The organism is Rhodoferax sp. RT4P68, assembly GCF_056521305.1.
Genome location: NZ_JBWMBB010000009.1, coordinates 45,051 through 71,169, shown reverse-complemented (window position 1 = coordinate 71,169; position 26,119 = coordinate 45,051). Strand labels below are relative to the sequence as shown.

The 26,119-nt window shown below is 67.4% G+C and carries 31 protein-coding genes and 3 pseudogenes; 12 read left to right on the top strand and 22 right to left on the bottom strand.

Annotation, left to right across the window (positions count from 1 at the left end; translation table 11 throughout):
- Positions 1-442 precede the first annotated feature (442 nt).
- From AC099J_RS19325 to AC099J_RS19310, 4 genes are read right to left on the bottom strand one after another with little or no spacing between them, the layout of a single operon-like run.
- A complete protein-coding gene (locus AC099J_RS19325; protein WP_479616907.1) occupies positions 443-1,924 on the bottom strand; it encodes an FAD-binding oxidoreductase in 1,482 nt (493 codons plus the stop codon).
- Positions 1,921-2,988: a hydroxyacid dehydrogenase gene (locus AC099J_RS19320; protein WP_479616906.1), complete on the bottom strand. Its 1,068-nt coding sequence runs from the start codon at positions 2,986-2,988 to the stop codon at positions 1,921-1,923. Before AC099J_RS19320 ends, AC099J_RS19325 begins: the two co-directional genes overlap by 4 nt.
- A 29-nt stretch (positions 2,989-3,017) precedes the next feature.
- The gene (locus tag AC099J_RS19315) at positions 3,018-3,695 is read right to left on the bottom strand and encodes an RraA family protein (protein WP_479616905.1); all 678 of its coding nucleotides are present in this window, start codon (positions 3,693-3,695) and stop codon (positions 3,018-3,020) included.
- Between the two features lie 25 nt (positions 3,696-3,720).
- A complete protein-coding gene (locus tag AC099J_RS19310) occupies positions 3,721-4,689 on the bottom strand; it encodes a Bug family tripartite tricarboxylate transporter substrate binding protein (RefSeq protein WP_479617090.1) in 969 nt (322 codons plus the stop codon).
- 266 nt (positions 4,690-4,955) lie between these two features.
- Between AC099J_RS19310 and AC099J_RS19305 the strand changes: the two genes are divergently transcribed.
- Positions 4,956-5,624 carry a GntR family transcriptional regulator gene (locus AC099J_RS19305; RefSeq protein WP_479617089.1) on the top strand — a complete coding sequence of 223 codons (669 nt, stop codon included), beginning with the start codon at positions 4,956-4,958 and terminating at the stop codon, positions 5,622-5,624.
- A gap of 526 nt (positions 5,625-6,150) precedes the next feature.
- Here AC099J_RS19305 and AC099J_RS19300 read toward each other — a convergent pair.
- The 7 genes and pseudogenes from AC099J_RS19300 to AC099J_RS19270 form a co-directional block, all read right to left on the bottom strand.
- Entirely contained in the window at positions 6,151-6,498 is a 348-nt protein-coding gene (locus AC099J_RS19300) for an AsnC family transcriptional regulator (protein ID WP_479616904.1), read from the bottom strand.
- Positions 6,495-6,851, bottom strand: coding sequence for a GIY-YIG nuclease family protein (locus AC099J_RS19295; protein WP_479616903.1), 357 nt, complete (start codon positions 6,849-6,851; stop codon positions 6,495-6,497). The genes AC099J_RS19300 and AC099J_RS19295 overlap by 4 nt, the downstream gene beginning before the upstream one ends.
- Entirely contained in the window at positions 6,787-7,068 is a 282-nt protein-coding gene (locus tag AC099J_RS19290) for a hypothetical protein (protein ID WP_479616902.1), read from the bottom strand. Before AC099J_RS19290 ends, AC099J_RS19295 begins: the two co-directional genes overlap by 65 nt.
- A gap of 17 nt (positions 7,069-7,085) precedes the next feature.
- Positions 7,086-7,220 carry a hypothetical protein gene (locus AC099J_RS19285; RefSeq protein WP_479616901.1) on the bottom strand — a complete coding sequence of 45 codons (135 nt, stop codon included), beginning with the start codon at positions 7,218-7,220 and terminating at the stop codon, positions 7,086-7,088.
- A gap of 8 nt (positions 7,221-7,228) precedes the next feature.
- Positions 7,229-7,462: an MATE family efflux transporter gene (locus AC099J_RS19280; RefSeq protein ID WP_479617088.1), complete on the bottom strand. Its 234-nt coding sequence runs from the start codon at positions 7,460-7,462 to the stop codon at positions 7,229-7,231.
- A gap of 183 nt (positions 7,463-7,645) precedes the next feature.
- A pseudogene (locus tag AC099J_RS19275) lies at positions 7,646-8,191 on the bottom strand (MATE family efflux transporter); the annotation flags it as partial.
- A 92-nt stretch (positions 8,192-8,283) separates the two neighbouring features.
- Positions 8,284-8,856, bottom strand: coding sequence for a DUF2239 family protein (locus AC099J_RS19270; protein WP_479616900.1), 573 nt, complete (start codon positions 8,854-8,856; stop codon positions 8,284-8,286).
- Positions 8,857-9,451: 595 nt separating this feature from the next.
- Here AC099J_RS19270 and AC099J_RS19265 point away from each other — a divergent pair.
- On the top strand, positions 9,452-9,610 hold the full coding sequence (locus tag AC099J_RS19265) for a hypothetical protein (RefSeq protein WP_479616899.1): 159 nt from the start codon (positions 9,452-9,454) through the stop codon (positions 9,608-9,610).
- Between the two features lie 97 nt (positions 9,611-9,707).
- Here the strand turns inward: AC099J_RS19265 and AC099J_RS19260 are convergent, their stop codons facing one another.
- The 4 genes and pseudogenes from AC099J_RS19260 to AC099J_RS19245 form a co-directional block, all read right to left on the bottom strand.
- Positions 9,708-10,226 (bottom strand): hypothetical protein, encoded by a 519-nt coding sequence (locus AC099J_RS19260; protein ID WP_479616898.1) that lies wholly within the window; start codon positions 10,224-10,226, stop codon positions 9,708-9,710.
- A gap of 26 nt (positions 10,227-10,252) precedes the next feature.
- A complete protein-coding gene (locus AC099J_RS19255) occupies positions 10,253-11,281 on the bottom strand; it encodes an alpha/beta hydrolase family protein (protein WP_479616897.1) in 1,029 nt (342 codons plus the stop codon).
- Positions 11,282-11,517: 236 nt separating this feature from the next.
- Entirely contained in the window at positions 11,518-11,865 is a 348-nt protein-coding gene (locus AC099J_RS19250; RefSeq protein WP_479616896.1) for a hypothetical protein, read from the bottom strand.
- Positions 11,866-12,181: 316 nt separating this feature from the next.
- Positions 12,182-13,078 (bottom strand): annotated as a pseudogene (locus tag AC099J_RS19245) (LysR family transcriptional regulator); the annotation flags it as partial.
- A 147-nt stretch (positions 13,079-13,225) separates the two neighbouring features.
- Between AC099J_RS19245 and AC099J_RS19240 the strand changes: the two are divergent.
- The 4 genes and pseudogenes from AC099J_RS19240 to AC099J_RS19225 form a co-directional block, all read left to right on the top strand.
- On the top strand, positions 13,226-13,771 hold the full coding sequence (locus AC099J_RS19240; RefSeq protein WP_479616895.1) for a hypothetical protein: 546 nt from the start codon (positions 13,226-13,228) through the stop codon (positions 13,769-13,771).
- A 41-nt stretch (positions 13,772-13,812) separates the two neighbouring features.
- Complete coding sequence (locus AC099J_RS19235) at positions 13,813-14,538, top strand: MFS transporter (protein WP_479616894.1); 726 nt, start codon at positions 13,813-13,815, stop codon at positions 14,536-14,538.
- A 48-nt stretch (positions 14,539-14,586) separates the two neighbouring features.
- The gene (locus AC099J_RS19230; protein WP_479616893.1) at positions 14,587-15,120 is read left to right on the top strand and encodes an MFS transporter; all 534 of its coding nucleotides are present in this window, start codon (positions 14,587-14,589) and stop codon (positions 15,118-15,120) included.
- 85 nt (positions 15,121-15,205) lie between these two features.
- Positions 15,206-15,505, top strand: a pseudogene (locus AC099J_RS19225) (carboxymuconolactone decarboxylase family protein); the annotation flags it as partial.
- 219 nt (positions 15,506-15,724) lie between these two features.
- Here AC099J_RS19225 and AC099J_RS19220 read toward each other — a convergent pair.
- The 3 genes from AC099J_RS19220 to AC099J_RS19210 form a co-directional block, all read right to left on the bottom strand.
- On the bottom strand, positions 15,725-18,130 hold the full coding sequence (locus AC099J_RS19220) for a cytochrome c peroxidase (protein ID WP_479616892.1): 2,406 nt from the start codon (positions 18,128-18,130) through the stop codon (positions 15,725-15,727).
- Positions 18,131-18,161: 31 nt separating this feature from the next.
- The gene (locus AC099J_RS19215; RefSeq protein WP_479616891.1) at positions 18,162-18,599 is read right to left on the bottom strand and encodes a FixH family protein; all 438 of its coding nucleotides are present in this window, start codon (positions 18,597-18,599) and stop codon (positions 18,162-18,164) included.
- 218 nt (positions 18,600-18,817) lie between these two features.
- A complete protein-coding gene (locus AC099J_RS19210) occupies positions 18,818-19,738 on the bottom strand; it encodes a LysR family transcriptional regulator (RefSeq protein ID WP_479616890.1) in 921 nt (306 codons plus the stop codon).
- Between the two features lie 67 nt (positions 19,739-19,805).
- On the opposite strand from AC099J_RS19210, the gene AC099J_RS19205 reads away from it, so the two are divergent.
- From AC099J_RS19205 to AC099J_RS19195, 3 genes are all read left to right on the top strand, one after another.
- Positions 19,806-20,699, top strand: coding sequence for an MFS transporter (locus AC099J_RS19205; protein ID WP_479616889.1), 894 nt, complete (start codon positions 19,806-19,808; stop codon positions 20,697-20,699).
- Positions 20,683-20,853: a hypothetical protein gene (locus AC099J_RS19200; RefSeq protein WP_479616888.1), complete on the top strand. Its 171-nt coding sequence runs from the start codon at positions 20,683-20,685 to the stop codon at positions 20,851-20,853. The genes AC099J_RS19205 and AC099J_RS19200 overlap by 17 nt, the downstream gene beginning before the upstream one ends.
- A 163-nt stretch (positions 20,854-21,016) precedes the next feature.
- Entirely contained in the window at positions 21,017-21,157 is a 141-nt protein-coding gene (locus AC099J_RS19195) for a hypothetical protein (protein WP_479616887.1), read from the top strand.
- A 50-nt stretch (positions 21,158-21,207) separates the two neighbouring features.
- On the opposite strand, the gene AC099J_RS19190 is transcribed toward AC099J_RS19195, so the two are convergent.
- The 4 genes from AC099J_RS19190 to AC099J_RS19175 all read right to left on the bottom strand — a co-directional run bounded on the left by AC099J_RS19190 (position 21,208) and on the right by AC099J_RS19175 (position 23,998).
- Complete coding sequence (locus AC099J_RS19190) at positions 21,208-22,014, bottom strand: LytR/AlgR family response regulator transcription factor (RefSeq protein WP_479616886.1); 807 nt, start codon at positions 22,012-22,014, stop codon at positions 21,208-21,210.
- Between the two features lie 59 nt (positions 22,015-22,073).
- Complete coding sequence (locus AC099J_RS19185) at positions 22,074-23,144, bottom strand: sensor histidine kinase (RefSeq protein WP_479616885.1); 1,071 nt, start codon at positions 23,142-23,144, stop codon at positions 22,074-22,076.
- A gap of 75 nt (positions 23,145-23,219) precedes the next feature.
- Positions 23,220-23,708 (bottom strand): DUF2938 family protein, encoded by a 489-nt coding sequence (locus AC099J_RS19180; protein WP_479616884.1) that lies wholly within the window; start codon positions 23,706-23,708, stop codon positions 23,220-23,222.
- A gap of 104 nt (positions 23,709-23,812) precedes the next feature.
- On the bottom strand, positions 23,813-23,998 hold the full coding sequence (locus AC099J_RS19175; RefSeq protein WP_479616883.1) for a hypothetical protein: 186 nt from the start codon (positions 23,996-23,998) through the stop codon (positions 23,813-23,815).
- Positions 23,999-24,336: 338 nt separating this feature from the next.
- On the opposite strand from AC099J_RS19175, the gene AC099J_RS19170 reads away from it, so the two are divergent.
- Genes AC099J_RS19170 through AC099J_RS19160 form a run of 3 tightly spaced genes read left to right on the top strand, consistent with a single transcriptional unit; the run spans position 24,337 to position 26,089 of the window.
- Positions 24,337-24,660 carry a DUF3703 domain-containing protein gene (locus tag AC099J_RS19170; RefSeq protein ID WP_479616882.1) on the top strand — a complete coding sequence of 108 codons (324 nt, stop codon included), beginning with the start codon at positions 24,337-24,339 and terminating at the stop codon, positions 24,658-24,660.
- A gap of 17 nt (positions 24,661-24,677) precedes the next feature.
- Complete coding sequence (locus AC099J_RS19165) at positions 24,678-25,100, top strand: hypothetical protein (protein WP_479616881.1); 423 nt, start codon at positions 24,678-24,680, stop codon at positions 25,098-25,100.
- An 11-nt stretch (positions 25,101-25,111) separates the two neighbouring features.
- Positions 25,112-26,089, top strand: coding sequence for an NAD(P)-dependent alcohol dehydrogenase (locus AC099J_RS19160; RefSeq protein WP_479616880.1), 978 nt, complete (start codon positions 25,112-25,114; stop codon positions 26,087-26,089).
- Positions 26,090-26,119 lie beyond the last annotated feature (30 nt).

The window sequence follows — 26,119 nt, the reverse complement described above, 5'->3', positions numbered from 1 at the left end:
GAGCAGAAGGAGCACGGCTCGATCCTGTCACGAGTAGGATCGACTTAGTACCGTCACGAGCGGGACTCAGTTGCCGCTCTGTTCTCCATGAACATTCAAGAACTCGGCCGGCGCCGATCTCAGACCATGGTCCCTGCAAACTGAACTGCGCAGATTGCTTTCAGATCTGGGGTCTGCTACGGGCGCAGAGCAGCCAGCTACGACGACCCGCTACCGGCGGCCATCAGCGGTCGATCGCCGTGAAGCCGCGAACGACTGCTCCGCCACTAGCTTCAGACGCTCGCATGTAGAGGGCGAGTCCGATGCCAGATCGCATTGCAGCCAGCTCATCGTCGACAGCGCGTGGCACAGACACCAGCGTCGGTCTGCTAGAAATGCAGAGACGCCGTCAAACAGCAGGCCTATCTCGCCCATCTGAACGTGGCAGTTGGTGTCGCCGAGACTAGTACCTTGGCAACACCTTGCCCGGATTTAAGATGCAGCGCGGTTCCAGGGAGCGCTTGAGCAGCGACATGAGCTTGAGTTCCTGGGCACTCTTGTAGCGGGCCAGTTCCCCGACCTTCAGTTGGCCGACGCCATGCTCGGCACTGATGGAGCCGCCGAGAGCGTGCACGCGGCCGTGGACCAGTTCATAGATCGCATCCTGGTGGGCCACCATGTCTGCATCGCCGAACGTCGGCGATGTGCCGACGTTGTAGTGAAGATTGCCGTCGCCGAGATGGCCGAACGTCATGTTGACCAGGCCCGCAAAGCGCTGCTGCAGCAGTGCATCGGTCTCCTGCACGAAGCGCGGGATCTGCGAGATGGGCAGCGACACATCGTGCTTGATGCTCTTGCCCGCTTCCGCCTGGGCCAGCGTGATGCTCTCGCGCAGGTGCCACAGCGCCTTGCTTTGCGCGATGTTCTCGGCCACCACCGCATCCTCGGCTTCGCCGGCTTCGATCGCCTGGCCGAGCACGACCTCGAAGCGCTCGCGGGCATGTGCCTCGCTCTCGGCGTCCGAGATCTCGAGCAGGGCATACCAGGCCGCGCTGGCCGACGGGCCTTCGAAGGGCAGGCGCTGGGCCGGATAGGTGCGCGTCACCATCTGCAGGCACACCCCCGCCATCAGCTCGAACCCCGTCAGCGATGCAGCAAAACCCGAGCGCGCCCGGGCGAGCAGCGCCACGGCCTGCCCGGCGCTGGACAGCGCCAGCAAGGCCGTACAGCGCGCCGCAGGTTGCGGGAACAATTTGAGGGTGGCGGCGGTGATGATGCCCAGCGTGCCTTCGCTGCCGACGTACAGGTCGCGCAGGTCGTAGCCGGTGTTGTCCTTGCGCAGGCCGCGCAGCCCGTCCCAGATCTCACCGTCTGCGCCCACCACTTCGAGCCCGAGCGTCAGGTCGCGCATGTTGCCGTAGCGCAGCACGCCGGTGCCACCGGCATTGGTCGCCAGGTTGCCGCCGATGGTGCAGCTGCCTTCGGCACCGAGAGACAGCGGAAAGAAGCGACCCTCGGCGGCGGCGCGTTCCTGCACGGCCTGGAGAATGCAGCCGGCCTCCACCGTCATGGTGTCGTTGACCGTGTCGACGGCGCGCACGCGGTTGAGCCTGGACGTGAGCAGCACCACGGCCCGTCCGGAATCGTCGGGCGTGGCTCCTCCGCACAAGCCGGTGTTGCCGCCTTGCGGCACCAGCGGGATGCCGCGCGCCGCACACGCCCGGACCACATCGGCCACCTGCGGCGTGGTGCCGGGCCGCACCACGGCGATGGCCTGGCCGGTGAACCGGTTGCGCCAGTCGGTCAGGAACGGCGCCGCCTCGGCGCCCGTCAACACATTGGCCGGGCCGACGATTTCGGCCAGTACGGCGGTGAAGCCTGCAGGGACGCCTGCGGCTTCACCTGCGGCGCGCGCTTGCTCGGGGCGGGCCGGAGCGGCGCTCATTGCACACTCCGGTCGCGCGCTCGCGCCAGCACCGCGTCGCGTCGCGCCTCGAAGCGTGGCCACACCTCGGGATTGACCAGGCGCGGGGGTTTGCGTCCTGCCAGCACCTCAATGATCTGCTCGGCGCTCAGGGCGGCGATGTTCGCCCTGCCTTCGTGGGAGACGCCAGCCGTGTGGAAGGTTGCGACCACGTTGTCCAACGCAAGCAGCGGGTTCTCCCTGGAGGGCGGCTCCTGCTCCCAGACATCGAGTCCCGCACCGGCCAGGTGGCCCGACTGCAGTGCCTGGTGCAGTGCGCCTTCGTCGTGCACACCGCCGCGGGCGGTACTGACGAAGATGGCGCCCGACTTCATGGCCGAGAAGCGATCGGCATTGAACATCTTCAAAGTGGACGCGTCTCGCGGGCAGTGCAGGGACACGATGTCCGATGCGCGAACCAAGGTGTCGAGGTCGACCTGTTGCGCCCCTCGTTCCGCGAAGTCGTCCGCCGACAGCAGCGGGTCGTACGCCAGCACATGCATGCCAAAAGCCCGGGCCAGCGCCGCCGTTCTGGTGCCGGCATAGCCCAGGCCCACGATGCCCAGCGTCTTGCCGCCCAGGTCGTGGCCCATCACGGACTCGCGCGAAAAGCGCTCTGTGGCGGTGCGCAGTTTGCGGTCGGACTCCACGATACGGCGCGACACAGCCAGCATGAGGCCGATCGCCATCTCGGCGACTGCGGCAGCGTTGCCCCCGATCTGGCAGACGACCGCCACGCCAGCGCGCGTGCAGGCGTCGACGTCGACCGTGTCGTAGCCCGCGCCGCCCGCCGACACGCACAGTAGGTCCGGGCAGCGCGACAGCAGCGCCTCATTGGCCCAGAACTGCGGGGGCAGCTCGTCCTTGGCAGAAGAGATCTGGTAGATGTGGGCCTGCGCCAATGCCGCCCAGGTCGACGCATCGTCCCCTCGCATGGGGGCGACCGTGAGCTGCACATCGTGCTCGCGCGACAGTCGCTCGTCGAAGACCGGGTTGATCCATTGGTTCAAGCGCACCACGCGCTTGGCTTGCATTTCGGTGGACATAATGGATTCCTGGGTTGGCCTGGAGCGGGTCACGGTTCGATGTAGCAGTTCAGCCGCGCCAGGGTCTCGTCCACCCAGGCCCGGTCTAGGCAGCCCGCCTTGATGTCTGCAACCATCTTGTCCTCGACGCGCTGCTTGTGCTGTGCAGCCGCCAGCAGCCGCTCGACGTCTTCGAAAGGCACGCACAGCAGGCCATCCTCGTCGCCGATGACGAGATCGCCCGGCTCGATGACCATGCCATCGATGGCGATCGACACGTTGATTTCGCCGGGGCCATCCTTGTAGGGTCCGCGGTGGGTGATGCCTGCGGCAAACACGGGGAAGGCGCCGGCGCGCAATGCACCGGCGTCGCGGATCGCGCCGTTCATCACGAAGCCGCCCAGGCCTTGCTGAACGGCATCGCCGACCATGATTTCGCCGACCAGGGCATTCGTGAGATCGCCGCCGGCGTCGACAACGATCACGTCGCCCGGCCTGGCCATCTGCAGCGCCTTGTGGATCATGAGGTTGTCACCCGGGCGCGTCTTGACCGTCAGCGCGGGGCCCGCCATCCGGCCCCCTGCGTGCATCGGGCGCAGGCGTGGGCCGCCGGCCGTCATGCGCGACATACAGTCGCTGACATTGGCAACCGGCACCTCGAGGAACTGGCGCGCCAGATCGAGGTCGACGGCACGGCGCCTTTGGAGGATACGAAGTCCGTTGTGCATGGTGTGTGTCCGGTGGCGCTGTTGTTCAATCGAGCTTGATGTCGGCGGCCTTGACCACGGGAGCCAGGCGGTTGCGATCGGCCTGGTAGAGATCTGCCATGGATTGGGGCGTGCCGCCGTACAGCTCGGCGCCGGTCGCAAGGATCTTTTGCCGTACATCGGGTTGAGCGAGCAACTCGTTGATGGCGGTGTTCCACTTGTCGATGATCGTCTTGGGGGTGCCGGCCGGCGCCATGACGCCCCAGACGCTCGCGAGCTCGACGCCCCGAATACCGGATTCGGTGAAGGTCGGCACGTTGGGGAGAACCGGAGAGCGCTTGGCGGCCGTCACGGCAATGGGGCGCACCTTGCCCCCTTCGATCTGGCTCAGCAGCGTCGGGATCGAGCCCATGTAGATTTCGGTTTGCCCACCGATGAGGTCGGGCAGCGCCTGGGACATGCCGCGGTAAGGCACGTGCGTGAACTTCACGCCGGAGGCGTTCTGCCACAGCTGGCTGACCAGGTGCGCGATGGTGCCCGTGCCGGGTGTCGCCACCGTCACCGTGTCCGGCTTCGCCTTGGCTGCCGCGACGATGTCGGCCAACGTCTTATAAGGCGAATCGGCGCGCACGACGACCACCACTGCGCCACTGGCCACCGATGACACCGCCTGCAGATCCTTGACCGGGTCGTACGTCAACTTCGCGTAGAGCAGCGGGTTCAGCACGACGTTGTCGGTCTGGGCCATGACGAAGGTATAGCCGTCCGGCTTGGATTTGGCGACGGTGTCCAGCGCCAGATTGCCGCCGGCGCCGGGCTTGTTGTCGACCGTGATCACCCAGTTCAGCTTGGAGGTCAGCGCCGTGGCCAGCAGGCGCGACAGGCTGTCGGTCCCACCGCCGGCCGGGAAAGGAACAACCATCCGGATGGGGCGTTCGGGATAGGGTTGTGCACCGGCGCCGGCAGCACCGATGCAGAGAAGGACCGCCGTCGAGATTCGTATCAGAGTGCGCATATCTGTCTCCAGGTTCTTGAAATGCGGCGCCAGGCCGCAATGGGGTGAAGCAGCAGGGGCACCGCCCCAGGACAAAGCGTTCAGGCGAGTGCCGTCACTGACTTGATAGTACAGATTAAAAACAATTACGTCCAGGAAAGCACGAAGTTCTTATTTCAGTGCTTTGCAAACCTCTGCCTTAAAACCAATATTCCAACAATTTTGTTCGGATGGGGGCAAAGCCCAGATCCCTACAATCGCGCGGATCAACGACAGTGGACGATGTGATGCGCAATGGAAGTGACAACGCCTACGAGGTGCTCAGGGAACGCCTGATCGGCGGGCACTACAACCCTGGCTCGCAGCTGAAAGAGGAGCCGATTGCACGCGAACTGGGCCTAAGCCGCACTCCTGTTCGAACGGCGCTCAAGCGCCTGGTGGAGGAAGGCTTGGCCACGGACGCGGTCGGTCAAGGCGTCCACGTGGCCAAGTGGACGCAGTGGGATGTCGAAGAGACGTTTCAGCTCCGCATGCTGCTGGAGCCCTACGCCTCCTACCTTGCCGCGACGCGAGGAGGTACAGACCTGCTGGCGCGGCTTCAGGCAAGCAACCTGGCAATGGAAAACGCCATCCGGCTGGGTGGCAATGCGGGAACAGAGGGCGTCCAGGAGGCGAACCGCCAGTTTCATCGCGCGCTTCTGGACGCAGCCGGCTCCTCACGGTTGCGCTCGATGCTCGACACCATCATCGACATGCCCATCGTGGTGAGGTCGTTCTATCTCTACTCGCCGGCTGAACTGGAACAAAGCCTGCACCACCACCGGGACTTGACCTTGGCAGTGGCAGCCCAGGACGGGGAACTCGCCCGTGAGGTGATGCAATTGCATCTGCGCATGTCGCACCACCGGTTCATGCGGCACAGAAGCGAATACGCGAAGGCACCTGTAGGACTCTGAGAAAAAAATGCGGCCCACCATGCACGTCCCGAGCCACGGTAACCAACGCCAGTTGGGTTGGCTGACGCATGGCCCGGTGTGAAGTGCGGGCGACTTCATGTCGGACGAGGATCGCTGTCAAGGAACGCCTGGTGCAGGCAAACACCGCACCCTCGAGCGTCTGGTCGGTGGAACAGTCGATGCCTTCGCTGCCGCCGCGCGTTGCCGTTCATTGACCAGCATCCGCGGCCTCCTCGACACAGGGGAGCGACGGCAATGCGCCACAGCCGCCCGTCAACTCCCATGACGCGAAAGACCGCCAAGGGCGGCGGCCATAGCATGGCGGCCGCCAAGACGCGACCACTCTCCAAAGCAGTCGACCGCAGTCTTGCGGCGCCGGGCGAGATACGAAGCAGGCCGTACGCCCGCAGTTCGATCAGCCGAACTTGCGCCACCCAAAGCTGAAGTCCGTTGGAGGGGCGTTGACACATACGTCCGCATGTCCCAGGTCGGACTCGCGCCACGGTACGTTGGCGCCGAAGCGAAATCAGGGTGCGCAGGCGTGCGCGGCCGTGTCCCCCGCCTCGTGCAGCAGTCGCCGGCCTTGCGGGCGCAGCGTGACGCGGCGCTTGCCGTCGCCATCTGCAGCGCGCTCCACCAGCCCGGTCTTCTCCAGCGGCAGCAGCCGCAGCAGCAGGTGCGAGGCCGGCATGCGCAAGGTGCGCGCGAGCGCCGTCGCGGACGCAGCGGCGCCGGCGGCATCCAGCACCGTCAGCAGAACGAAGTCGGCCCACGACAGGCCGTGATGCGTGCCGAGTTCGTCGTCGAGCATGAACACCAACGCCGCGTGCGCCAGGTGCCGGTCCACGCAGGCTTGCAATGCTTCTTCACTCATGGCGCCAGCCCTTGCACTTCGCGGTGGATCTGCTCCATCGCTTTCAGTTCGCCCGCGTAGTCGAAACCCGCTTCCTCGCGTTCCTTCACGAGTTCCAGAACTTCGAAGGCGAGCCCCTCGACCCCGCTGCGATGCCACTCGGCCTGCAGCACGCGGTCCGCGTGCTTGCCCATGCCCAGTTCAAAGCGAGCGCGGTTCAGCGCCGCATGCACGTTGCGGCTCGCGCCGAGCAGCAGGTGACCGCTTGCGCGGTCGCGGATGGCGTAAATGCCCATCGGCGGAAAGGCGTCACGCGCTAGGCGTACAGCCACCCGCCGCGCCGAGCGCGACGCCTGGTTGGCGGAAGAATCCATCTTCTTTCTTCTTGTGAAGGTAGTAGAGGCCGTGCAGCACCAGCATGGCCACGAACGCGACAGGGCAGGCCCAAAACACCCCTGCCAGGCCGAAACGCGCGTCCAGTGCCACGGCAACCGGCCATTCGACGGCCACGATCGCAGCCATGCTGAGGAGCGCTGGCACCAGCGCCGCGCCGCTCGCGCGCATCGCGCGCCCACCAGCACGTTGCTCCATCCGAGCAGCATCACGCTCTAGGCGACGGTTCGCACGATGGTGACTGCCTGCTCCAGCACGGGCCCGGGTTCCAGGAACACTTGCAACGCGAACGGCGCGAGCAGGTGCGCAGCGACGACGAACAGCGCGGTGACCACTGCGTTCAGGCGCAACCCCGCACTCACGATCGCGGGTAGCCGTTCGCGTCGTCCTGCACCGACTGCGTGCGCGCTGAGATCGTCGCGGCAATGCCCAGGCTCATCGCCGGAAACTGCACCCAGCTCAGGACCTGCGTCGCCGCGCCATAGGCTGCGGTAGCGGTCGACCCGTGACGGTTCACCAAGCCCAGCAGCACGATCTCCGCAAGCGCCATCGCCAGCATCTGCAATGCGGCCGGCAGGGCGATGCGCAGCATGCGTTTGGCTATTGCCCCATTCGGCTTGCAGTACTGCCACCCGGCGCCGGGGGCGAGCGGATGGCCGTCCCGACGCCAGCGCCGGATCAACACAGCAAGCGCAGCCAGCTGTGCGACGAGCGCCGAGACTGCCACGCCAGCCGCACCCAAAGACGTGCCCGAAACGAGCAGCGGCGTGCACACCGTGCCCACCAGCGTCGCGGCCAGCAAGGACCACATCGGCGAGATCGCGTCGCCGGTGCCGCGGCTCAAGGACAGGCCCGTCCATGCGACGAACACGAAGGGCATCACCAGCAACATGGCGCGCGCATAGCCGACAGCCGCCGGCAAGATGTCCTGCGGCGTGCCTAGAGCTTGCATCAACCACGGCGCAGACCATGCTCCGGCGACCGCGACCGCAAGCCCGACGCCAAGCGCAGCCACGAAGGCCGTCGCACCCACGCGCCGCACCCGCGCCGCATCACGCGCGCCCTAGGCTTGTCCCGCAAGGATGGTCGCCCCGGCGCCCAGCCCGATGTTCAGCGACAGCAGCAAGAAGAACACGGGAAAGAACGACGCGGCCGTCGCGATGCCGCGCACGCCCAGCAGGTGCCCGAGCCAGAAGCCATCGAGCAGGCCGCCAGCGCTCTGCAGTGCGTGCGTCAGGATGAGGGGCGTCAGAAGCGCAAGGTAGTGCGTGCGCAGCGTCGGCGCCGGTCCGGCGGGGGGTGTCGTTTCTGGCTCGTTCATGAGTGCTCCTGTGGACAAGCGGGCGTGCGTGTGCCCGCAGCGCTGCGGCCCGGAGCCGCGCGCTGGTTGCAAAAGGGAAAAAGAGGTCCGGCTTAGCCGGGGTCAGGTTCGGCGAGCTGCAGCACGTACGCCCGCACGTCTTCAGGCCATGCGGCCATCTGCGCTACCAGCCGCTCGTGGTCGCCGGCGAACAGCGCCCGCGATGCTTCCTCGAAGCCGGCAATATCGCCGGCCAGCGTGGACATGGCGTGATAGGCGCGGTCGCGCGCCTGACGCGTCCGGCCCCGCTCGCCGCCCTTGTGCCGCGCTTCATGCACGAGCTTGCGCAAGGCCACGGAGACGCCGCCTGGTTGCGCAGCGAGCCAATCCCAGTGTTCCGGCAGCAACGTCACTTCCCGCGCGACCACGCCGAGCTTGGGGCGACCGCGGCCCTTGGGCGCTTGGGTCGGCGCAACCACGGTGTAGCGGGCCGCGACGGCTTCTTCGCCGCCACGCAGGTCCAGGTCGGCAGACTGGCCGCTGGCATCGCTGAAGACCAGCAGATACCCCTCGGGTTGCACCTGCTGCGCCCGCAACACGGCCACGGCAACCTCGTGCAAGGGACCGCTGGTGAGACGGCGCCCCTCCAGAAAAGCGGTGTAGGTGAGTGGCATGGTTTGGTACATGCCGAGAATTTTATCCGGGTTAAATTAGTGGGTCAATAACACCCGGATAAAAATACAACTTGCCGGGGCGGAATTTCCACCAGCGCATGCACAGCCTGCGCCGTCCTGCGCGCGCCACCGGTGCTCCGCCGCAAAGCACTCGCCGGACCCATCGACTTCTGCCGGGAGCGCGGGTCACGCTCCAGCGCCACCGCTTGGCGGGGCGCTGCGTCGCGAAGGCACGGCTGCCCATGGCCGTTCGATGCCTTCCAACGATTGCTGAACGACCTGTCGAGCACTACGGCGTCGTGTCATCGGCTGATGGCAACTCGGGGTGTTGCCGCCGCCATGATGGCGGGCCTGTTGCGCTGGCCCAGCCTGCACTGGCAACTTGCACTCGCCGACGCGGATGCACCCCCAACGCGCGGGAGGCCATCACCGCGATCTTCGACGCCTCCAACAGCGACCTGGGCAACTTCATCGGCGAGTTTCTGGGAGAGCTGTTCCTGAACTCGTTTTCCTGTGCGCTGCCATCGAGCTCACCCGCGCGGCGGCACCTGCACCGCGCTGGCTGCTGGTGGCCGGCGCGTCGGCCAGCCTGCTGGGCGGCCCGGCCATGCTGCGCAACGTGGCCGGCTGGGTCGAGCCGATCGCAGCGCTCAACAACGTAGTGCTGCCGGTCTGGCTGCTGGTGCTCGGAGTGGCTCTGGTGCGACACCGGACAAGCCCGCCCGAGCTGGCGTTGCCGACCCCAGCATGGGCGACTCAACCATGAACGACCCCCATAGCTCCGTGCCGCTGGCAGCAACGCTACCTCCAGTTCAACCTGCACGGATCCACATCGACACCTTTTGCCACCATGCGGCGTTTTGCTATGCCGGGGCAACCCTCCGGCTTGCCGCTGAAAGAAGCAGCCGTGAATAGAGGCGATGGAAGCCCGACAGGGCGTGGAAGGGCCAACCCATGCTTGGGTTCGTGTTGCCATGGCTCGTGCGCGGCAGTACCGCGGAGCCGAAGTAGAGAAACGTACTGGGCGCAGTCACTGATCCTGGGCCTGGTGTTGCCATGAGCCATGACCTTGTGCGACCAGTGAAGTCTGCAAGAAGCAGTTCTGCGGTCGACTGCCGCTCGATGCGCCAAGCTGAGAACTTGGTAGCGTTGCCTGCCGCCAGCTGCCTTGCCTCAGCATCGGTTGCGGGTCTTGCGGCAAGGAATTTCAGAATGGTTCTCTCCACTTTGAACGTAGGCGACGTATAAAACGCCTCGATGAAAATTTCCTGCGTGATCGCGCCCTGAACTTCGGTGACGTAGCAGTCGGCGTAGCCCGGCCCGTCTTTGTAGCTACGGAGCATTGTGTTCAACGGGACTTCACACGGGTGGATGGCTGACATGGTGCTTCCGCCGTCCAATGTTCGGGCTAAAGCAGGTTCTTGTCGAAGAAGGCCGTGATTTCGACGGCAAGTTGCTTCAGAAACGCATCGCGATCGAAACCCGCCGGGTTCGCGGCGACGTCGCCGTCGTGGCTGGGGATGGGCATGCTGGGCGCATTCATGAAGGCGAAGTGCCAAGCGTTGGGCACCCGATGAAGGTTAGCTGCGGGCAGACTGCTCGCCACCCACTCGGCATGAAATCGCGGCACCAGGAATCGATCGAGCTCGGCCTCGTAGATCATGGTTGCCGAGCGAACCGCGGCGAGCGATTCGGCGGTGAGCAGCACACCTGTCGGGGCCATCGCAACGATCGCGCGAACGCGCTCGTCCTTCAGCGAAGGCAGGGGCGAGGGCGTGGCCACCGGTGACGGCGGCGTCGCTTCACCCGGGCGAGCCAGACTGCAGAAGATCGGGTCTTCGGATGCTTCGGCCTGGCAGTGCTTCTTTATCCGGGACAAGTCTGGCTTGGCCCCTGCCAACGCCAGCACCGTGTAGCCGCCGGCCGAATGTCCAAGCGCACCCACGAGAGGCCCCTGGCTGTCGGCCGCAATGCGGGCCTTCCAAGCCGGGTCGGCCAGGATCGCGTCGATGACACGGGAGGCTTGCCGCGGCCGCTCGTCGAAGTAGCGCTCGGGGCCCTTCTCCAGCAGTGACCGATCCTGGTAGTTGTCGCCGGGATGACGGAGCGCGGCGACCAGATAGCCGTTGCGGGCAAGGGCTTGCGCCAGCGTGCTGTGCCCGAGCTCGGTGCCGCTGATGCCATGACTGAGCAGGATCAGTGCTTTGACCTTGTCGACGGGTTTGCCGCCGATGGCAGCGTCAACCGAGAACGGCCCCATTGCGACGACTCGCGGCGCGGCCATCGTCGGGTAGTACAGAGCGACCGTCGTCTTGGGGCCGTCTGGTGTCGCACCAGAGGTCTGGATCTGCATCCAGCCGGCCTCGAACGCGTGCGCGCTTGCTGCGACGAGCAGGGTGGCAAGCGAGGCCAGGATGCGCTGAAGAAAGCGGGGCATGTGGTGCTCCAATTCGGTGGGTTGTTCGAGTGTCAGACCAGACAGCGCAATAGCAATAGGGCCACGCGACAAAGGCAGAGCAGCGAAGCGCGAGACGACCGCCAGCGGTCGCCGGCTGCTTGGCTACCCGAGCAGGTCTCAGCGCAGTGCGGTCTGCTTCCCGGCATCGGGCGCGACTTGCAGCAGCAGCACAAAGTCGGTGGCAACCTTGCGAATGGCAACTTCGGCCGCTGCCATCATGCTGCATGAAAGCGCAGATCGTCCTGTCCGATCTCCAGCAGTTCGCCCTGGGCACGCAACGGGGCCAACGCGATGGCCGGCATTTCGCGCGAAGCGACCACCAGATGCAGTGACGCGGGCATGTGGTCGATCAGAAATATCAGCGCCGCGTCGACTTCAGGGCCGCTGGCCAACTGGTAGTCGTCGAGCACCAGCACCAGCCTGCCGCGCCGCTTGGCCAGGCGGTTGATCAGATGGCCCAGCACCGCTTCTGGCGAGGGCCTAGGGTGGGCCTGGGCCAGTGCCAAGGCACCTTCACCCAGATCGACGGAGATGGACCGCAGGCTGGCCGTCAGGTACGCCACAAACCGGTTTGGATCGCGCTCTTCCTCATTGAGGGACAACCAGGCGCTGGGGTGCTCACAGGCCTGGACCCAGGCACCGAGCAGCGTCGAACCTGCTGGTGCGCAGACCATTGTCAACTTGCCCCGCAACTCAGCATCCAGGCGCTGCGTCAAACGGTGACGCTCCACGCTCTGCGGCGACGGTGGGGGCGCGAAGAGCTTGGTGGCAAGCAAGGGGGAGGTCATCGTCGACTATATGAGTCCCCAGGGCCTTTGTTCCACGGCATCCGCGATCGGGTGGCGCGTCTCCTGTATCGGCTCCCGTGCACGACTCCGCCGAACGCTGCTCGGCGCAGACGCCCCGAACGCACCCCCGCAGCCAGCGGTGTGCTGGATCGCCATCCAGCCGTGGGTGCCAGAGCAAGGACACCGTGAACGGCGCGACGGGCACTGGCAGCACGAAACTGTGCATGCCGGCATACAGAACGCCGGTGTGTCGTTCGTGGACGCAGACGACCCAATCCGTGGCACGAACCAGCGCAAGCGCAGCCGTAAAGCCGCCGACGGTGGCGGCGATCTGTCGTTGCAGCCCCACGCCCGCCAAAGCGTCGTCGATGGGGCCTTTGTCGCCGTCCCGTCGCGAGACGTGGACATGGCTTGCGGCGGCCAATCGGGCGGGCGTGATGTCTCCCTCGCTCAGCGGGTGGCCCGCCCGCACGACGCCCACGTAGCGGTCGCAGAACAAGGCCTGCGCCCGCACTTCCGGGCCGATGGCCTTGTCCACGACGCCGGTTTCCAGATCGACCGAACCATCGCGCAGCGGCCCGCTGTCCTTGTCCAGTTTGTGCAGGAAGTGCAGGCGAACACCTGGGGCCTCCTCGGAGATCCGCAACAGGAGGCTGGCCCCGAAGTTCTCGACGAAGCCCTCGCTGGCCCGCAGCGTGAACGTCCGGTCGAGTTGTCCGAGGTCGAGCTTGCCGACAGGCCGCAGGGCCGCTTCGGCGTCTTGCACGAGTTGGCTGATGGAGGCGCGAAGCTCCAGCGCCCGGGGTGAGGCCACCAGTCCGCGACCTGCGCGCACCAGCAGCGGATCGCCGGTAGCCTCACGCAGCCGGGCCAGCGCGCGGCTCATCGCTGACGGGCTCAGGTGCAAGCGCCGCGCAGCGCGCGCCACGCTGCCTTCCGCGAGCAGCACGTCCAGGGTGAAGAGCAGATTGAGATCGGGTCTGGCCAAGTCGTGGCTCCGGGCGTTTCGGTTGGCATGGCGTGTGACGCACGTACAGAGTGCAAATGATGCGCCTTCCGCTATCCCCGGCGAATGAATATCTTCTGGCCATGCGTTTGAACGGCCTTCGTTCGAGCGAAACCAGAGGAGAAATTCATGGCTCGCAATGCGTTTGCTAGATCGATTGAGGGGATCAAGTCCGCCTGGGGGCCGCTCAGCTCCGAAGTGCTCGCCGCCTGTCGCGGACACCTGGAGGACCTGCTCCAAGCGCCCGCCACCGAGGGCTGGTTGGCGGCGCTGCACAAGGAAGCGCCGGCCAACAAGGAGCTGTACCGCGACCCGACACACGGGTTCGTGCTCCTCGCACACACCGAACCCGCGGGGCTGTACCGGCCGCCTCACGACCACGGCCGGGGCTGGGTCATCTACGCGATTCAGCAGGGCGAAATCGAGATGGGCACCTACGGCCGGCTGGCGGCTCCGGGTGGCAGCGTTCGGCTGGTGAAACGGGGTTCAACGCGGGTGCTGCCGGGCCAGGTCCAGGTGTACCTGCCGGGAGACATCCACGACACTCTGTGCATGACCGGACCTGCCTTGCTGTTCCGCTTCACGGAGCGAGACCTGAAGAGGGAGGACAAGGAAGAACACCGGGTGACGAGGTACGTCGAGCGGGACGGTGCCTGGACCGTGGGGTTGCCGTGACTGGGCTGCACGGGCTGCGGCGCAAAGCTGCGATTGCCGCCGTGCTGGCGGCCATGGTGCTGGCGGTGCTGGATGCAGCCATCGCAAACGTAGCGTTGCCCAGCATGGCGCAGTCACTGCAAGTGACACCGGGTATGTCGGTGTGGATCATTACCGCCTACCAGGCGGCGCTGGTGATGGGCTTGCTGCCCTGCGCCGCGCTCGGCGAGAGCCTGGGCTATCGCCGTGTCTTCAGGATGGGCGTCGCATTGTTCACGGTCGCGTCCGCGCTGTGTGCACTGGCCCCGTCGCTGCCGTGGCTCGTCGCGGCCCGCTTCCTTCAAGGGCTTGGTGGTGCCGCCATCATGGCGCTGGGCATCGCGCTGCTGCGCCTAGTGGTTCCTCAGCGCGAGCTGGGTGCCGCCATCGGGTGGAACGCGCTGGCGGTGGCCCTGTCCTCTGCGGCCGGCCCAACCATCGGCGCCGTGCTCCTGTCAGGCGCGAGCTGGCCTTGGCTGTTCGCGTTGAACCTGCCCTTGGGCGGACTGGTGCTTCTCGCCTGCCGTGCAATGCCCGATCTCGCCGGTACGGCGCGGCCGCTTGACGGGTCCAGCGTGGCGCTGAACGCCGCAGTCTTTGCATCGCTGGTGGTTGGCGCGGAAGTGTTGGTCGAGCAGCCGGTGTTGGCAGCCGCCTTGCTCGCCGCGGCGGCCATCAGCCTGGCAGCGCTGATCCGGCGGGTGATGCCCAGAGCCGCGCCCTTGATTCCGCTGGACCTGCTGCGCTGAGCCTCATTTCGCATTTCGGTGATGGCCTCGGTCTGGTGCTTCGCAGGCATGACCACGGGCCTGCTTGCCCTGCCCTTCTACCTGCAGCACAGCCTCGGCCAGGACACCCTGATGACGGGGCTCTACATGACGCCCTGGCCGCTGACCGTGGCTGTCGCAGCCCCGCTGTCCGGCCATCTCGCGAATCGCGTACCGACGGCATGGCTCTGCGCGGCCGGCGGTGCCTTTCTCGCGCTTGGGCTCGCCGCTGCCTCGCTCTGGCCGCTGCACGGCAGCGCCTTGCCGCTGGTGCCGATCACCATGTTTTGCGGTTTGGGCTTCGGCCTCTTTCAGGTACCCAACAACCGCAATATGTTCCTCTCGGCGCCACCCGAAAGAGCGGGCGCCGCGGGCGGCATGCAGAGTACCGCGCGGCTGGCAGGTCAGACCGCGGGTGGGGTCGTCATGAGCCTGCTGTTCACCGTCGCATCCGTCGAGTCAGCACCCAGAGTCGGTCTCGGGGTCGGAGCGGTGCTGACCCTGTTTGCAGGGCTCGTGAGCGTGTTGCGGGTCAAGCCATGGGTGGAGACCAGAGCGCGTTGAGCCCGCGCCCTTCGCAGAAGCTTTGCACCTGAACTTGGATCACCCAGAAGCATCCAACAACTGCCCACCGCCTAAGGCGAACACCATGGATCCCCTTCTGAATTTCTTCAAGTCAGGTCCAGAAGCCATGAAGGGCATGGCCGGCATCGTTCAGCAGATCGCCTGATCGGACCTGGAGAAGCCACTGGTCGAACCGGTGCGCCTTCGGGCGTCGCAGTTGAACGGCTGCGCGCACTGCATCGATGTGCACACGGCCGACGCCCGCAAAGCGGGAAAGGGCGAGCGGCGCTTGGCGACTGTCGCTGTGTGGCGCGAGACGCCGCTCTTCAACGACCGAGAGCGCGCTGTCCCGGAGTGGGCCAAGTCGGTCACGCGGTTTGCGGACTTTTGAGCTTGATTGCTCCCTTGCTCCCTCGCGCCACCGTGCAGCGCTCTCTCCCTTTGCACGGGCAGCGACCCGAGGCCCTTGCGCGGTGTCTTGCTTGGTGCCCATTGCCTCTTGGACTTTCGCGTCGTCGCGGCTGGACATCTCGATGGTGGCAGTCGCTTGCTCGCCCGACGGTCTACCTACCCGGTCCTTCGTGCTTCAGTTCTGCAGCAGGCGTTACTTCGCCGGCGCGAGACGGTGGACGAAGAACGCGGCGATGGCGGCATGCAGTGGCGGCAATGTGGCCGTGCGATCGAACGGTGGGGGATCGCCGAGGAGCCGCTCGGCGATGCTGCCCGGCTCGAGCGGCGGCAAAGGCGACAGCATGGCCCCGTGCCCGCCCTGGGCCAGGCGCGCCAACACCTCACACCGTGGCTCGCAGGCTGCCCGAACGGCTTCCGCGTGAAAGCGAGGAATTTGGTTGATGTCCTGCTCGGCGATCACCAGGCCCAGAGGGACGACCGGCCGGCGCAAGGACTCGGGATCGAAGTCGGCCGCGAAGGGGACCATGGCGATGGCGGCCCCGATGCGTGGGTCAATGTGTCGCTGCGACGTGTCGTCGGAAAACCTGAGGCGGATGACAAGCTTGGCTGCCCAGATCTTGACCGTGTCGAGCCCATCACCTCGCCGCAAGGTGATGAAGCCGACGCAGGAAGAAAAGTCCTGTTCGATGTTCTGCAGGCAGTGATCGCGAAAGCGGCTCGGGGACCACTGACCGCCCGCCAGCGACAGCGCCGTGTGGCCGCCAGCAGATCCACCGAAGACGCCGACCGCGTCTAGCCGGAGATGCGTTGCCAGCCTGCCATCGGCGGCCACGCGGTCGATGGCTTGACTGACCTCGCGCGGGCGCCTGGCCCAGCTCGTCGGGCCGGGCTCCGAGGGGTCCTTGACGTTGTCGCCGGCGTGCTGCGGCAGGGCCACCGTGAAGCCACGCTCGACCAGCACGCGCGCCAGGTCGACGTGGACCCAGGGTGATCCTCCGGAACCATGCGAGATCACGACGAGCCTGCCGTTGCCCCGGCGGGGTGGTGCATCCTCAGCCCAGGAGAGTTGGAAGGGGCCTCTGCGGACAGGGGCTTCCGCGGCCTCGGTGGGATAGAAGACCGTTGTCGTGCCCCCGTCGCTCTGGGGCAGGTCCATGTGGCCCAGATGCAGCCGATCACGACACGCAGCTTCATTGCAGTGCGCTGGCCCTATCCTGCTCGACGCGCGGCCGTCCTCCAGTCGCGTTGGCGTTGGCGTTGGCGCTGGCGGTGGCGGTGGCGGTGGCGGTGGTGCAGCCGATGGTCGCTCCGCATTCAGCGTGCCGAGAAAGCTCACCAGGTCGGCGATCTCGGCGTCGCTCATCTCGATCGGCGCGCGCTCGACATGCTTCGCAGGCGCGGCGCCAGCATGGCGATGCGTGAGCTCCGAGTGCCCCACCGCGGCATGGGGTGCCGCGACGTAGTGGCGCACCACCTGCTCCAGCGAGCTGAACTGACCGGCGTGCATGTAGGGCGGTCGGCCGGCGACGCCGCGCAGGCCCGGGGTCCGGAAAGCCCCCTCCAGCGCCGGGTCGTCGGTGACCATGAAGCGCAGTTCCTGACACTGCTCGGGACGGGCATCGCTAAACGGCCCCAGGCAGTTGAATTCATCGCTGCGCACCTTGGCCGTCGCAGCGGCACGCCCGCGGTCGGACCGGGCGGCATCGCGCGGCGGCACGCCGGTGTTGTGGAACTGCTGGTCGCTGAAGAGCGGTCCGTGGTGGCAGCTCACGCACTGTGCCTTGCCGATGAACAGGCGCAGGCCTCGTGCTTCATCGGCCCGCAGCAGGCCGCTGGCGGCCCGGTCGCCGCTCAGCATAACGTCGATGTAGCCGTCCAGACGCGTCGGCTCGTCCTGCAGCGACTTCTCGTACGCCGCGATGGCCTTGCCGATGTTCGCGAACACGCGCGACACGTCCTCGCGCCGACGCGTGTCGATGGCAGCCCACGCCGCCTGCTCGGCTGCGCTGCCATTCGGGCCGGCGTGGCCCGGATACCCATCGAACGGCGGCAGCGAACCGAAGACCTCCACGCAATCACGGCGATGGTTTGTGGCCACCAGGTGGGCCACCCGCGTGCGGTTGGTCCCATGCTCCACGGCATCCTCGAGGGGGCCCAACGCCTGCGCCCACAGGCTGTCCTTGCGGCCGTCCCAGAACAGCCAGGGGCTGTGGTCGGCGCCGACGATGGGCATGGCGCGGCGCGAACCGGTACCCACGCCCTGGCTCACTGGCAGGCCGTCCTGGAACTGCTGGGCCGGATCGTGGCAAGTGGCGCACGCGACGACGCCGTTGCGGCTGAGGCGTGCGTCGTTGAAGAGGCGCCGACCCAACTCCACGGCGGCGGGCTGCCGTTCGACCGCGTTCGACGGATCTGTCGGCACCGGCGGCAGCCGCTTCAGGCTGAGCGATGCCAGCACGGCCCGCTCTGCGGTGCTCCAGCGCACCGCACCCGCCGCGGGCTCCGGCGTGCCGGCGCTCGCCAGGGTCACGGTCAGCGCCGCGCACATGGCTGCTCCAGCGCTGCCGAGCATCGAGGCCATCGAGGCCAGTTTGATCATCGTCGTCTCCTGGTGGTGCCGCTGCGGGGCTTCAGCGGCTCGCGCCGGCTTCGGCGACGACGGTGTGGAAGGTGACGCGGTCGGCGCCGTCGGGGCCGTCGATGGCGAGCTTGATCTCCCACCAGCCGGTCATGCTGAACTTCATGCCCTCGATGAGGTAGCCGCCGCCCGGCAGTTCGCGCGTCACCTGTGGTCGCGTGGGCAGGCCGTGGCCGTGCTGCGGCATGCCGCCGTCGACCTTGACGCGCGCGTTCGGCACCGGCACGCCGGCAGGTGAGGTCAGCTTCACTTGCCAGGCATGCATCTGGTTGATGGCCGCCGGCTTGGGCGGCGGCTGCAGCGTGACGACGTACTTGTTGTCGGCCGTCGGGCGCGTCAGCGCGAGGTCGAGGTCTTTCGGCGGGGACATGCAGCCGGTGGTGGCGGCGAGCGCGGCCAGGGAAAGTGCGGTGGCGAGATGGCGATTCATGCGGAGCTCCTGGGTGTTCTGGCGAGTGGTCGGGTGTTGAGGGGGTCGGACCCACCAGCCGGGTGGGCGGCGGGTTGGACGCACTGTCGGGTCCGACCCGTCCAGGCGACAGCGCCAGGCGATCAGCGGTGCACGGGCGTCCGGCAGCGGTCGAAGAGGCCGACCGAACGGTCGACGCGCTGCGCCGAACTGCAGCCGGCTCAGGCCGACGCTGGGGGTCAGAGCGGGCGTCGCCGGCGTGCGGCCCAGCACACGCTGCACCAGCGCGCGCAGATGCCTGTGCGCGGGGTCTGCGTCGTGACGCGGTGCCACGCCATCAACTGGCGTTCGGGCGGCAGCTCGAAAGGCAGTTCGAAGACGACGAGGCCGAGCGCCGGCGCCATGGCGCGCAAGGTGCGTTCGGACGCGGTGGCGACGAAGGTCGAGCGGGCCGCCGCCACCAGCGCCGCGTAGCTGCTGCGTACCGTGAGGGCGATCGTGCGCGCCAGGCCGTGCTGCGCCAGCGCGTCGTCAACCACCGAGGCTTCGCCGCCCCGCTGCATTGCCGCCACGTGGGCGGCCGCCACGTAGCCCTGCAGCGTGCGCCGCCCCCGGGCCAGCGGGTGGTCGGCGCGCACCGCGCCCAGCGGGGCGTGCTGCGACAGCTGGGTCACCTCCACTTCGGGGTTGCGGCCACTAAAGCTGCCGATGTCTAGGTCGATCCGGCCGTCGCGCAGCGCGCTGCGGTCGCCGTGTGGTTCGGGCACAAAGTGCAGCGTGGCCCGCGGCAGGGTTTCGCGCAGCGCCTGGGCCAGCGCGGCGGCGTAGGCCACCACCAGGCCACCAGGTGCGCGCACGACGAAGCGGCGCTCGAGCGTCGCGACGTCGCGCTCGCCGGGCGCAGCTGCCAGCGCGTCGGCCTCGGCCAGCAGGCGTGCAATCACCTGCTTCATCGCCAGCGCGCGCGGCGTGGGCGTCAGGCAGCGGCCGGCACGCACGAACAGCGGGTCGCCCAGCGCCACTCGGGCGCGCGCCAAGGTGTGGCTGGTGGCGGGCACGGACAGGTGCAGGCGCTCGGCCGCCAAAGTCACGCTGCCGGTGGTCAGCAGCGCATCGAGGGCGCGCAGGAGGTTGAGGTCCCAGGATTTCAGTTCATGCAAGCTTGCAAGCTTTGTTTTTGATCATTGCACTGTACGGAATCGAAGCGCGTTTGCAAACTGCGCGACCATGAAGACTGCCAACCCCACCACCACCCCCGTCGCCCACGCCCTGCTGGCCTTGCTGCTCGTGCTGTCCGGCCTGGACCAGACCCTGCTGTCGGCGGCGCTGCCCACCATCGCGCGCGAGCTCGGCGGGGCCGACCGCTCGCCCTGGGTGTTCACGGCCTTCCTCGTCGCGTCGACCGTGGTCATTCCGGTCTACGGCAAGCTGGCCGACCGCTGGGGCGTGCGGCTGCTGTTGCTGACGGCGGCGGGCCTGTTCATCGCCGGCTCGCTGGCCTGCGGGCTTGCATCCACGATGGACGCACTGATCGCGGCGCGCGCGCTGCAGGGCCTGGGCGGCGGCGGGCTGATGACGTTGACGCTGCTGGCCACCGCGGCGCTGTCGGCACCCGAGGAACGCAGCACGCGCACGACCAGGCTGGGCGCGGCCTACGGCCTGGCGACGATGGCCGGCCCGCTGGCGGGCGGCCAGCACCGGCATGTCGCTGTTCGCCGCCGTGGTGTTCCTGCCAGCCTTCCTCAGGGCGTGCAGCACCTGTCGCCCACGGCATCGGCTGCACACCTGCTGCCGCTGATGGCGGGGCTGATGCTTGCGTCGCGGCGTGCCGGTGCACGGATGCGGTGCGGCACGGCGCCACGGTCTCTGGCGGTGGCGGCGACGCTGGCGATGGCAGGATCGCTCGCCGTGCTGGCCGGCTTGCTGCACGCCGGCGCCACGTCGAACTGGGTCTTGTCGGCTGCGGTGCTGCCGCTGGGCGCGGGCCTGGGCTTGGCCGTGCCGGTGTTGACCGTCGTTTCGCAGCGTGCCGCCCCGTCGGCGCAAACGGGCATCGCCACCGCGATGCCGATGATGCTGCGCGCGCTGGGTGGCGGCGGTGGGCATGGCCCTGCTCGGTGAGTATCTGGCGCGACACCTGTCCGGCGGCTTGCTGCCCGCACTGGCGGGCGTCTTCACCGCGGCGGCACTGGCCGCCCTGCCGGCCTGCGTCGCCGCCTGGGCACTGCCGGTCCGGCTGGCGCCGATCGCCCCGGCGCGGCCCGCGACCGCCTGAGCGGCGTGCCGTTCGGTCGACGCCGTCGACCGCTGCAGCAAGCCCGCCGACAGTCGGTCGCAAAGGGCTGTCGCTCCAAGGGAGCCGACAACCGCAGTGCCGTCATCGAAGGCATTCCGCCGTCGCGCACACCCGGCCGCCGCAAGGTGCCAAGGAGAGACCCATGAAGACCCCGCTGCAAGCCATCGCCAGCCTGCTGACCCTGCGGCGGACCGCCAGCATTGAAGAGCAGTACCTTGCGCTGGCCATCGACGCGAATGATCTCGAAGTTCGGCAGCAAGCGCTCGAGCGAGCACGTCCTTGAGCCTTGAGGTGGCCCTGTCGTGACGCGCGGGCGTCACGCTCGCTGCAGGCCTACATCGGCCGGAAGAGGTGCCCGAAGGCGCGGCTCACCTTCAGGGGCCGCTGCAGGCCGCGCACGGCCAGGCTGTAGTGCCCGATCTCGTCGCGTGTCGCGCTGAGGATGGCGTTGGTGTTCACCATCACGCTGCGGTGCACCTGGATGAAGTCGGTCGAGTCGACGCGCGCCATCAGCTCACGCAGGCTCATGCGCACCAGCGCTTCGCCGTTGGGCGTGACGACGTTGACGTACTTCTCAGTCGCCTCGAAGCAGACCACGTCGGCCACCGGGATCATGCGCACGGTGTTGCCCACGCCGGCGCGGATGACCTTGATGCGCTCGCCGGCCTCGACCTGCGGCGCCGCCAGCGACTGCATGCGCTGCATCAGCGCGGCCCGGTCGCCCACAGCGGGTGACGCGGTGCGTCCAGCCAACCTTGTCTTCAAGCGTTCCACGGTCTGCTGCAGCCGCTCGGCCGTGGCGGGCTTGAGCAGGTAATCGACCGCTGCGCGTTCGAACGCTGGCACCGCGAAACTGTCGTAGGCGGTGATGAACACGAAGAGCGGCTCGGCACGGTCGTCAGGCCAGTCGTCGGCGACGGCCTCGGCCACGTCGAGGCCGGTGCGACCGGGCATCTTGATGTCCAGGAACATCACGTCGGGGGCATGCGCCAGCCCCAGCTCCGTCGCCCGCAGGCCGTCTTCCGCGACGCCGACGATGCGAAGCTCGGGCCACACCTGCTCCAGCAGGCGGGTCAAGGTGCGCGCAAGAACGGGTTCGTCCTCGGCGATGACGGCGGTGGGGGCGGTAGCCAGGGTCATGGAGGTCCCTCTCGACGGGTCGATGGCAAAGGTGATGGGCAATTGGGGTGTGCGACGGGTCAAGCGGGAATGAACACCAGGGCGCTGACACCCGTGGGCTGGCGCCGCTCCAGGTTGAGCCGCGCGGCTGGCCCGTAAACCGCCTGCAGCCGGTCGCGGACATGCTGCAGGCCATAGCTCGTGCCTGAAGAGCGTGGCGCCAGCTCGTCTTCCTCGTCCGCGGGCAGCCCAAGGCCGCTGTCGTTGATGCGGATCTCGATTCCGGCGGCCGTCGCGCGTGCCACCACCTCGATGCTGCCCGGGCCCACCTTGGGTTCCAGCCCGTGCTTGATGGCGTTCTCGACCAGCGGCTGCAGCAGCATGGGCGGCACCGTCGTGGCCTCCAGCTCAGGCGGCAGGTCCATCATGTAGGTCAGTCGAGGCCCCATGCGCAGGGACATGATGTCCAGGTAGGCGCGCAACTGGGCGAACTCCCGGCTCAGGGACACCGACTCCGTCTGCGACGCCGCCAGCGCGCTGCGCAGGTACACGATCAGCTGGTCGATCATCGACTCGGCCCGGTCAACGTCCTCGCGCACCAGAGAGCGCAGGTTGGCAAGGGTGTTGAACAGCATGTGCGGCTCGAGCTGAGCGCGCAGCAGGCGCAGCTGGGCGTCGACTGCCAGGCGTTGCGCCTCCGAGCGTGCGGCCGCCTCCGTGGCCAGCTGCTCGCGGGTGGCGTAGTAGTGCAGCCCCACGCCACCCACCAACAGGGTGAAGAGAACCGGGATCAGGCTGACGCTCAGATACCCGACCATGCGCAGCGGCTCGCCCAGCAGCAGGAAGGCGAATTGGTGCCCCACGACAAAGCCGATCGGTATGGCGACGATCCCGGTGAGGAGCCAGCGGGTCATCGGTCTGAATGGCGAGAAGGCGCGCATGCGCCGCAGCAGCAGCACGCACACCACCATCGTCATGCCCACGCACTCGTGGAACACCAGAAGCCGGGACCAGGTATCGAGGCCAGGGGACAGCAAGTAAAGCAGCGTCGCAGCGAGGGCCCAGAAGACGGCGGCGATAGCAACGCCACGCAGCGAGCCCTTCAGCGTGTCGGGCCACAACTCGGCGGAAGGTGTCGAAGACAGATACATGGTGGGCAGTGGTGCCTCGAGAGGCTGGATCGGGTCAGCGCAACTTTAGGGCCGGCGTGGTTCAACACCAAGCCGCTACAGACTCGAGCCCAACGCCATCACGACCCCAACGCCCAGACCATAGGGGATGTGCGAGACCGTGCTGGCCAGAAGGGCGTTGGCCCCGCGCGGCCCGCGTCGCCCGAACCAGCCCCAGCCGAAGGCCGGCAACAGCAGCAGCCAGGGCAGCAGCGAAGTCACCGCGCCGAAGATCACGCCACCCCAGAGGTGCTGGGCGGGCAGGTTGAACCCCGCGGCGTGGGCGAAGGCCGCGTACAGCAGCGCAACCCCGCCGCCGACGAGAAAGTGAAAGGCCCAGCCCGCCCGCACCTCGCCCGGTCGTATCGGGGTGCGGGCGATGTCAGCATGGGCCCATTGCCCGCGCAGCAGGCCCAGCGCCCAACGGCCGACCAGGGCGACGGTGACGCCGCTCGTCAGGCCCGCACGGGCTGCGAACGTCTCGGTGATGTCCATCAGGACGGCGCCGACGATGCCGCCGACATAGGCCAGGACGAAGCTGTTCACAGACGGATTCCTTTGTACGGAAGCGGGTGGGGTCGACCCGCGAGGCCGAGATGCCGGCAGCGGCCGGGTGGCGACCGCCGGCGCCGTGCCGGTTGGAGCACGGCTCAGGATTGGGCGCAGCTGGCGCCGGCGCCGCATTGGCACTGCGAGCCGCAGTTGCATTGCGTGCCCCACTGGCACTGCGGGCCGCAGGTGCCGGTGGTTTGTGCGGCGGCTTGCTGGCAGCCGCAGTTGCAGCCAGTACCGGGACAGGTGTTGCAGCCGCAGGTGGTTTGCTGGGTGGTGTTCATGGTGGAGTCCTTTAAGGTTGCATCGACGACGGGATGTCTTCGATGGCTGCACTTTCGGCGGCGCGACGGCGCATGGACAGCCCAATGAGACGAATGGTCGGCGCGCGTGCGGCAGCAGTCTCGGCAATCGACCGGGTGGTCGGGCCCCCGGTGCGGGTGGAGCTGCCATGTCGCGCCCTTCCCGCAGGGCGCCTGCATCCACCGCTCGATCGAGCGTTCGGACCCTTGCCGGACAGATTTCGACCGTTGGGCGCTTGCCGCTGTTGCCGCCCACAAGCGCCGCCGACAGTTCACGTCAGCGAACACAGGTCGCGTTCGCGCAAACCAGGAGCAACGACGTGGACGATGCGTACGAACAGGAAGTGGCAAGCGCCGACGAGGCGCTGCGGCGAGATGACTTCGAGGTCGCCTTCAGGCATCTGGAGCGGGCCCATGTGCTGGCCCAGCGGATGACGGGTCGGCACACGTTCATTCACTGGCGGATGCTCGTGGCTGGCCTGCACCGCGGCGACCTTCGCGAAGCCGTCGGTCAGGTGCCGCGGATCGTGGCCTCAATACTGTTCTCGCGGCTGTGGGTGCCGCGCGGCAACAGCGGGCGGGCGCGGGTCAGCGCTTTCAAGCCGATGCCGGTTCCGGCGGACCTGCGGCATCTCGTGCCTTGAAACACGGAGATCCAGCCATGGAATACATCGTCGGGATCACTCTCGCGCTGTTCTTCTGCGCCGCCGCCGCGGGACTGGGTATGGACCGCGAGCGCGTGTTCTACCCGGCCGTGGCGATCACCGTCGCCTCCTACTACCTGGCGTTCTCCGCTGGGGATGGTCGCGCCGGGGTCTGGTTGACCGAAGTGGCGATCGCGGCAGTGTTCATCGTCGGGGCGGTACTGGGCTTCAAGCGCAACCCATGGATCGCAGTGCTCGCCTTGGGCGGGCACGGAGTGATGGACTCCTTCCACGGCCACCTGGTGCACAACACCGGCGTGCCGGCCAGCTGGCCGGGATTCTGCATGACTTTCGACGTGACCGCTGCGGTGATCGTCGCGTTGGTGATGCTGATTCGGGCACGGCGCGCTCGCCACCATCAGACCCTCGAGCTCCATTGAACAAGTGCGCCATGCTCATGAAAGCCGTTTTCCATTCGCGCTACGGCAACCCCGAAGTGCTCCAGGTCGTCACCCTAGAGCGCCCCCTGCCGCAGAAGAACGAAGTGCTGGTTCGCGTGGTGGCCGCCGGCCTCGACTACGGGCAATGGCACCTCATGTCCGGCAAGCCATACGTGATGCGACTCGCGACGGGACTGACGAAGCCGAAGCAGCGCGTGCTTGGCAAGGACGTGAGTGGCGTGGTGGAGGCTGTCGGCGCCGAAGTGACGCGCTTCAAGGTCGGTGACTCGGTGTTCGGCGCGGCGTCGGGAACGTTCGCGGAGTTCACCTGCGCTCGTGAAGACCAGCTCTGCCTCAAACCCGAGCGCCTGAGCTTCGAGCAGGCGGCGGGCTCAGCGATTTCTGGTGTGACCGCGCTCATCGGTCTGCGCGACGTGGCCAGGGTGTTGCCCGGCCAGTCGGTGTGCGTGATCGGCGCGGGCGGCGGCGTCGGATCATGGGCCGTGCAACTCGCACGGCACTTCGGCGCACTCGTCACCGCGGTGTGCAGCACCTCGAAGCTCGAGTTCGCGCGTTCGCTCGGCGCCACCTGGGTGCTCGACTACACGAAAGTGCCGCTGCCGACCGATGGCCGCTTCGATGTGATTCTCGATCTGGCGGGCAACCGGCCATTGATCGTGCTGCGCAAAGCGCTCGCGCCCCGGGGCACGTTGGTGCTCGGCGGCGGCGAAGGCGGTGACCGCGTCTTCGGCGGCATGGGGCGAACGCTGCGAGCAGTGCTGTGGTCGATGTTCCTGAAGCAGCGGCTGGCGATGCTGGTGGGCTTCGTGAAGCCGGAACCGCTGCAGGCGCTGGCCGACATACTCGGGCAGCCTGGCGTGACTCCCGCGGTCGATCGCACCTTCCCGCTTGAGGAAACAGCGGCAGGCATGCGCGCGCTGGTGTCGAGCCAGGTGCATGGCAAGCTCGTCATTCGCGTCGCTGCGTGAGGGCCGACGTCACTTCCCGGGGAGGATGAA

What these genes read in the sequence shown, in the direction of transcription:
- AC099J_RS19300 (WP_479616904.1), bottom strand. Translation starts at nt 6,498, where the DNA reads ATGAGTGAAGAAGCATTGCAAGCCTGCGTGGACCGGCACCTGGCGCAC.
- AC099J_RS19200 (WP_479616888.1), top strand. Translation starts at nt 20,683, where the DNA reads ATGGCCCTGCTCGGTGAGTATCTGGCGCGACACCTGTCCGGCGGCTTG.
- AC099J_RS19305 (WP_479617089.1), top strand. Translation starts at nt 4,956, where the DNA reads ATGCGCAATGGAAGTGACAACGCCTACGAGGTGCTCAGGGAACGCCTG.
- AC099J_RS19260 (WP_479616898.1), bottom strand. Translation starts at nt 10,226, where the DNA reads ATGTCAGCCATCCACCCGTGTGAAGTCCCGTTGAACACAATGCTCCGT.
- AC099J_RS19175 (WP_479616883.1), bottom strand. Translation starts at nt 23,998, where the DNA reads ATGAACACCACCCAGCAAACCACCTGCGGCTGCAACACCTGTCCCGGT.
- AC099J_RS19230 (WP_479616893.1), top strand. Translation starts at nt 14,587, where the DNA reads ATGACCACGGGCCTGCTTGCCCTGCCCTTCTACCTGCAGCACAGCCTC.
- AC099J_RS19280 (WP_479617088.1), bottom strand. Translation starts at nt 7,462, where the DNA reads ATGCTGCGCATCGCCCTGCCGGCCGCATTGCAGATGCTGGCGATGGCG.
- AC099J_RS19295 (WP_479616903.1), bottom strand. Translation starts at nt 6,851, where the DNA reads ATGGATTCTTCCGCCAACCAGGCGTCGCGCTCGGCGCGGCGGGTGGCT.
- AC099J_RS19185 (WP_479616885.1), bottom strand. Translation starts at nt 23,144, where the DNA reads ATGTATCTGTCTTCGACACCTTCCGCCGAGTTGTGGCCCGACACGCTG.
- AC099J_RS19190 (WP_479616886.1), bottom strand. Translation starts at nt 22,014, where the DNA reads ATGACCCTGGCTACCGCCCCCACCGCCGTCATCGCCGAGGACGAACCC.
- AC099J_RS19165 (WP_479616881.1), top strand. Translation starts at nt 24,678, where the DNA reads ATGGAATACATCGTCGGGATCACTCTCGCGCTGTTCTTCTGCGCCGCC.
- AC099J_RS19270 (WP_479616900.1), bottom strand. Translation starts at nt 8,856, where the DNA reads ATGTACCAAACCATGCCACTCACCTACACCGCTTTTCTGGAGGGGCGC.
- AC099J_RS19265 (WP_479616899.1), top strand. Translation starts at nt 9,452, where the DNA reads ATGCTGCGCAACGTGGCCGGCTGGGTCGAGCCGATCGCAGCGCTCAAC.
- AC099J_RS19205 (WP_479616889.1), top strand. Translation starts at nt 19,806, where the DNA reads ATGAAGACTGCCAACCCCACCACCACCCCCGTCGCCCACGCCCTGCTG.
- AC099J_RS19255 (WP_479616897.1), bottom strand. Translation starts at nt 11,281, where the DNA reads ATGCCCCGCTTTCTTCAGCGCATCCTGGCCTCGCTTGCCACCCTGCTC.
- AC099J_RS19320 (WP_479616906.1), bottom strand. Translation starts at nt 2,988, where the DNA reads ATGTCCACCGAAATGCAAGCCAAGCGCGTGGTGCGCTTGAACCAATGG.
- AC099J_RS19240 (WP_479616895.1), top strand. Translation starts at nt 13,226, where the DNA reads ATGGCTCGCAATGCGTTTGCTAGATCGATTGAGGGGATCAAGTCCGCC.
- AC099J_RS19325 (WP_479616907.1), bottom strand. Translation starts at nt 1,924, where the DNA reads ATGAGCGCCGCTCCGGCCCGCCCCGAGCAAGCGCGCGCCGCAGGTGAA.
- AC099J_RS19215 (WP_479616891.1), bottom strand. Translation starts at nt 18,599, where the DNA reads ATGAATCGCCATCTCGCCACCGCACTTTCCCTGGCCGCGCTCGCCGCC.
- AC099J_RS19220 (WP_479616892.1), bottom strand. Translation starts at nt 18,130, where the DNA reads ATGATCAAACTGGCCTCGATGGCCTCGATGCTCGGCAGCGCTGGAGCA.
- AC099J_RS19315 (WP_479616905.1), bottom strand. Translation starts at nt 3,695, where the DNA reads ATGCACAACGGACTTCGTATCCTCCAAAGGCGCCGTGCCGTCGACCTC.
- AC099J_RS19310 (WP_479617090.1), bottom strand. Translation starts at nt 4,689, where the DNA reads ATGCGCACTCTGATACGAATCTCGACGGCGGTCCTTCTCTGCATCGGT.
- AC099J_RS19160 (WP_479616880.1), top strand. Translation starts at nt 25,112, where the DNA reads ATGCTCATGAAAGCCGTTTTCCATTCGCGCTACGGCAACCCCGAAGTG.
- AC099J_RS19290 (WP_479616902.1), bottom strand. Translation starts at nt 7,068, where the DNA reads ATGGAGCAACGTGCTGGTGGGCGCGCGATGCGCGCGAGCGGCGCGGCG.
- AC099J_RS19195 (WP_479616887.1), top strand. Translation starts at nt 21,017, where the DNA reads ATGAAGACCCCGCTGCAAGCCATCGCCAGCCTGCTGACCCTGCGGCGG.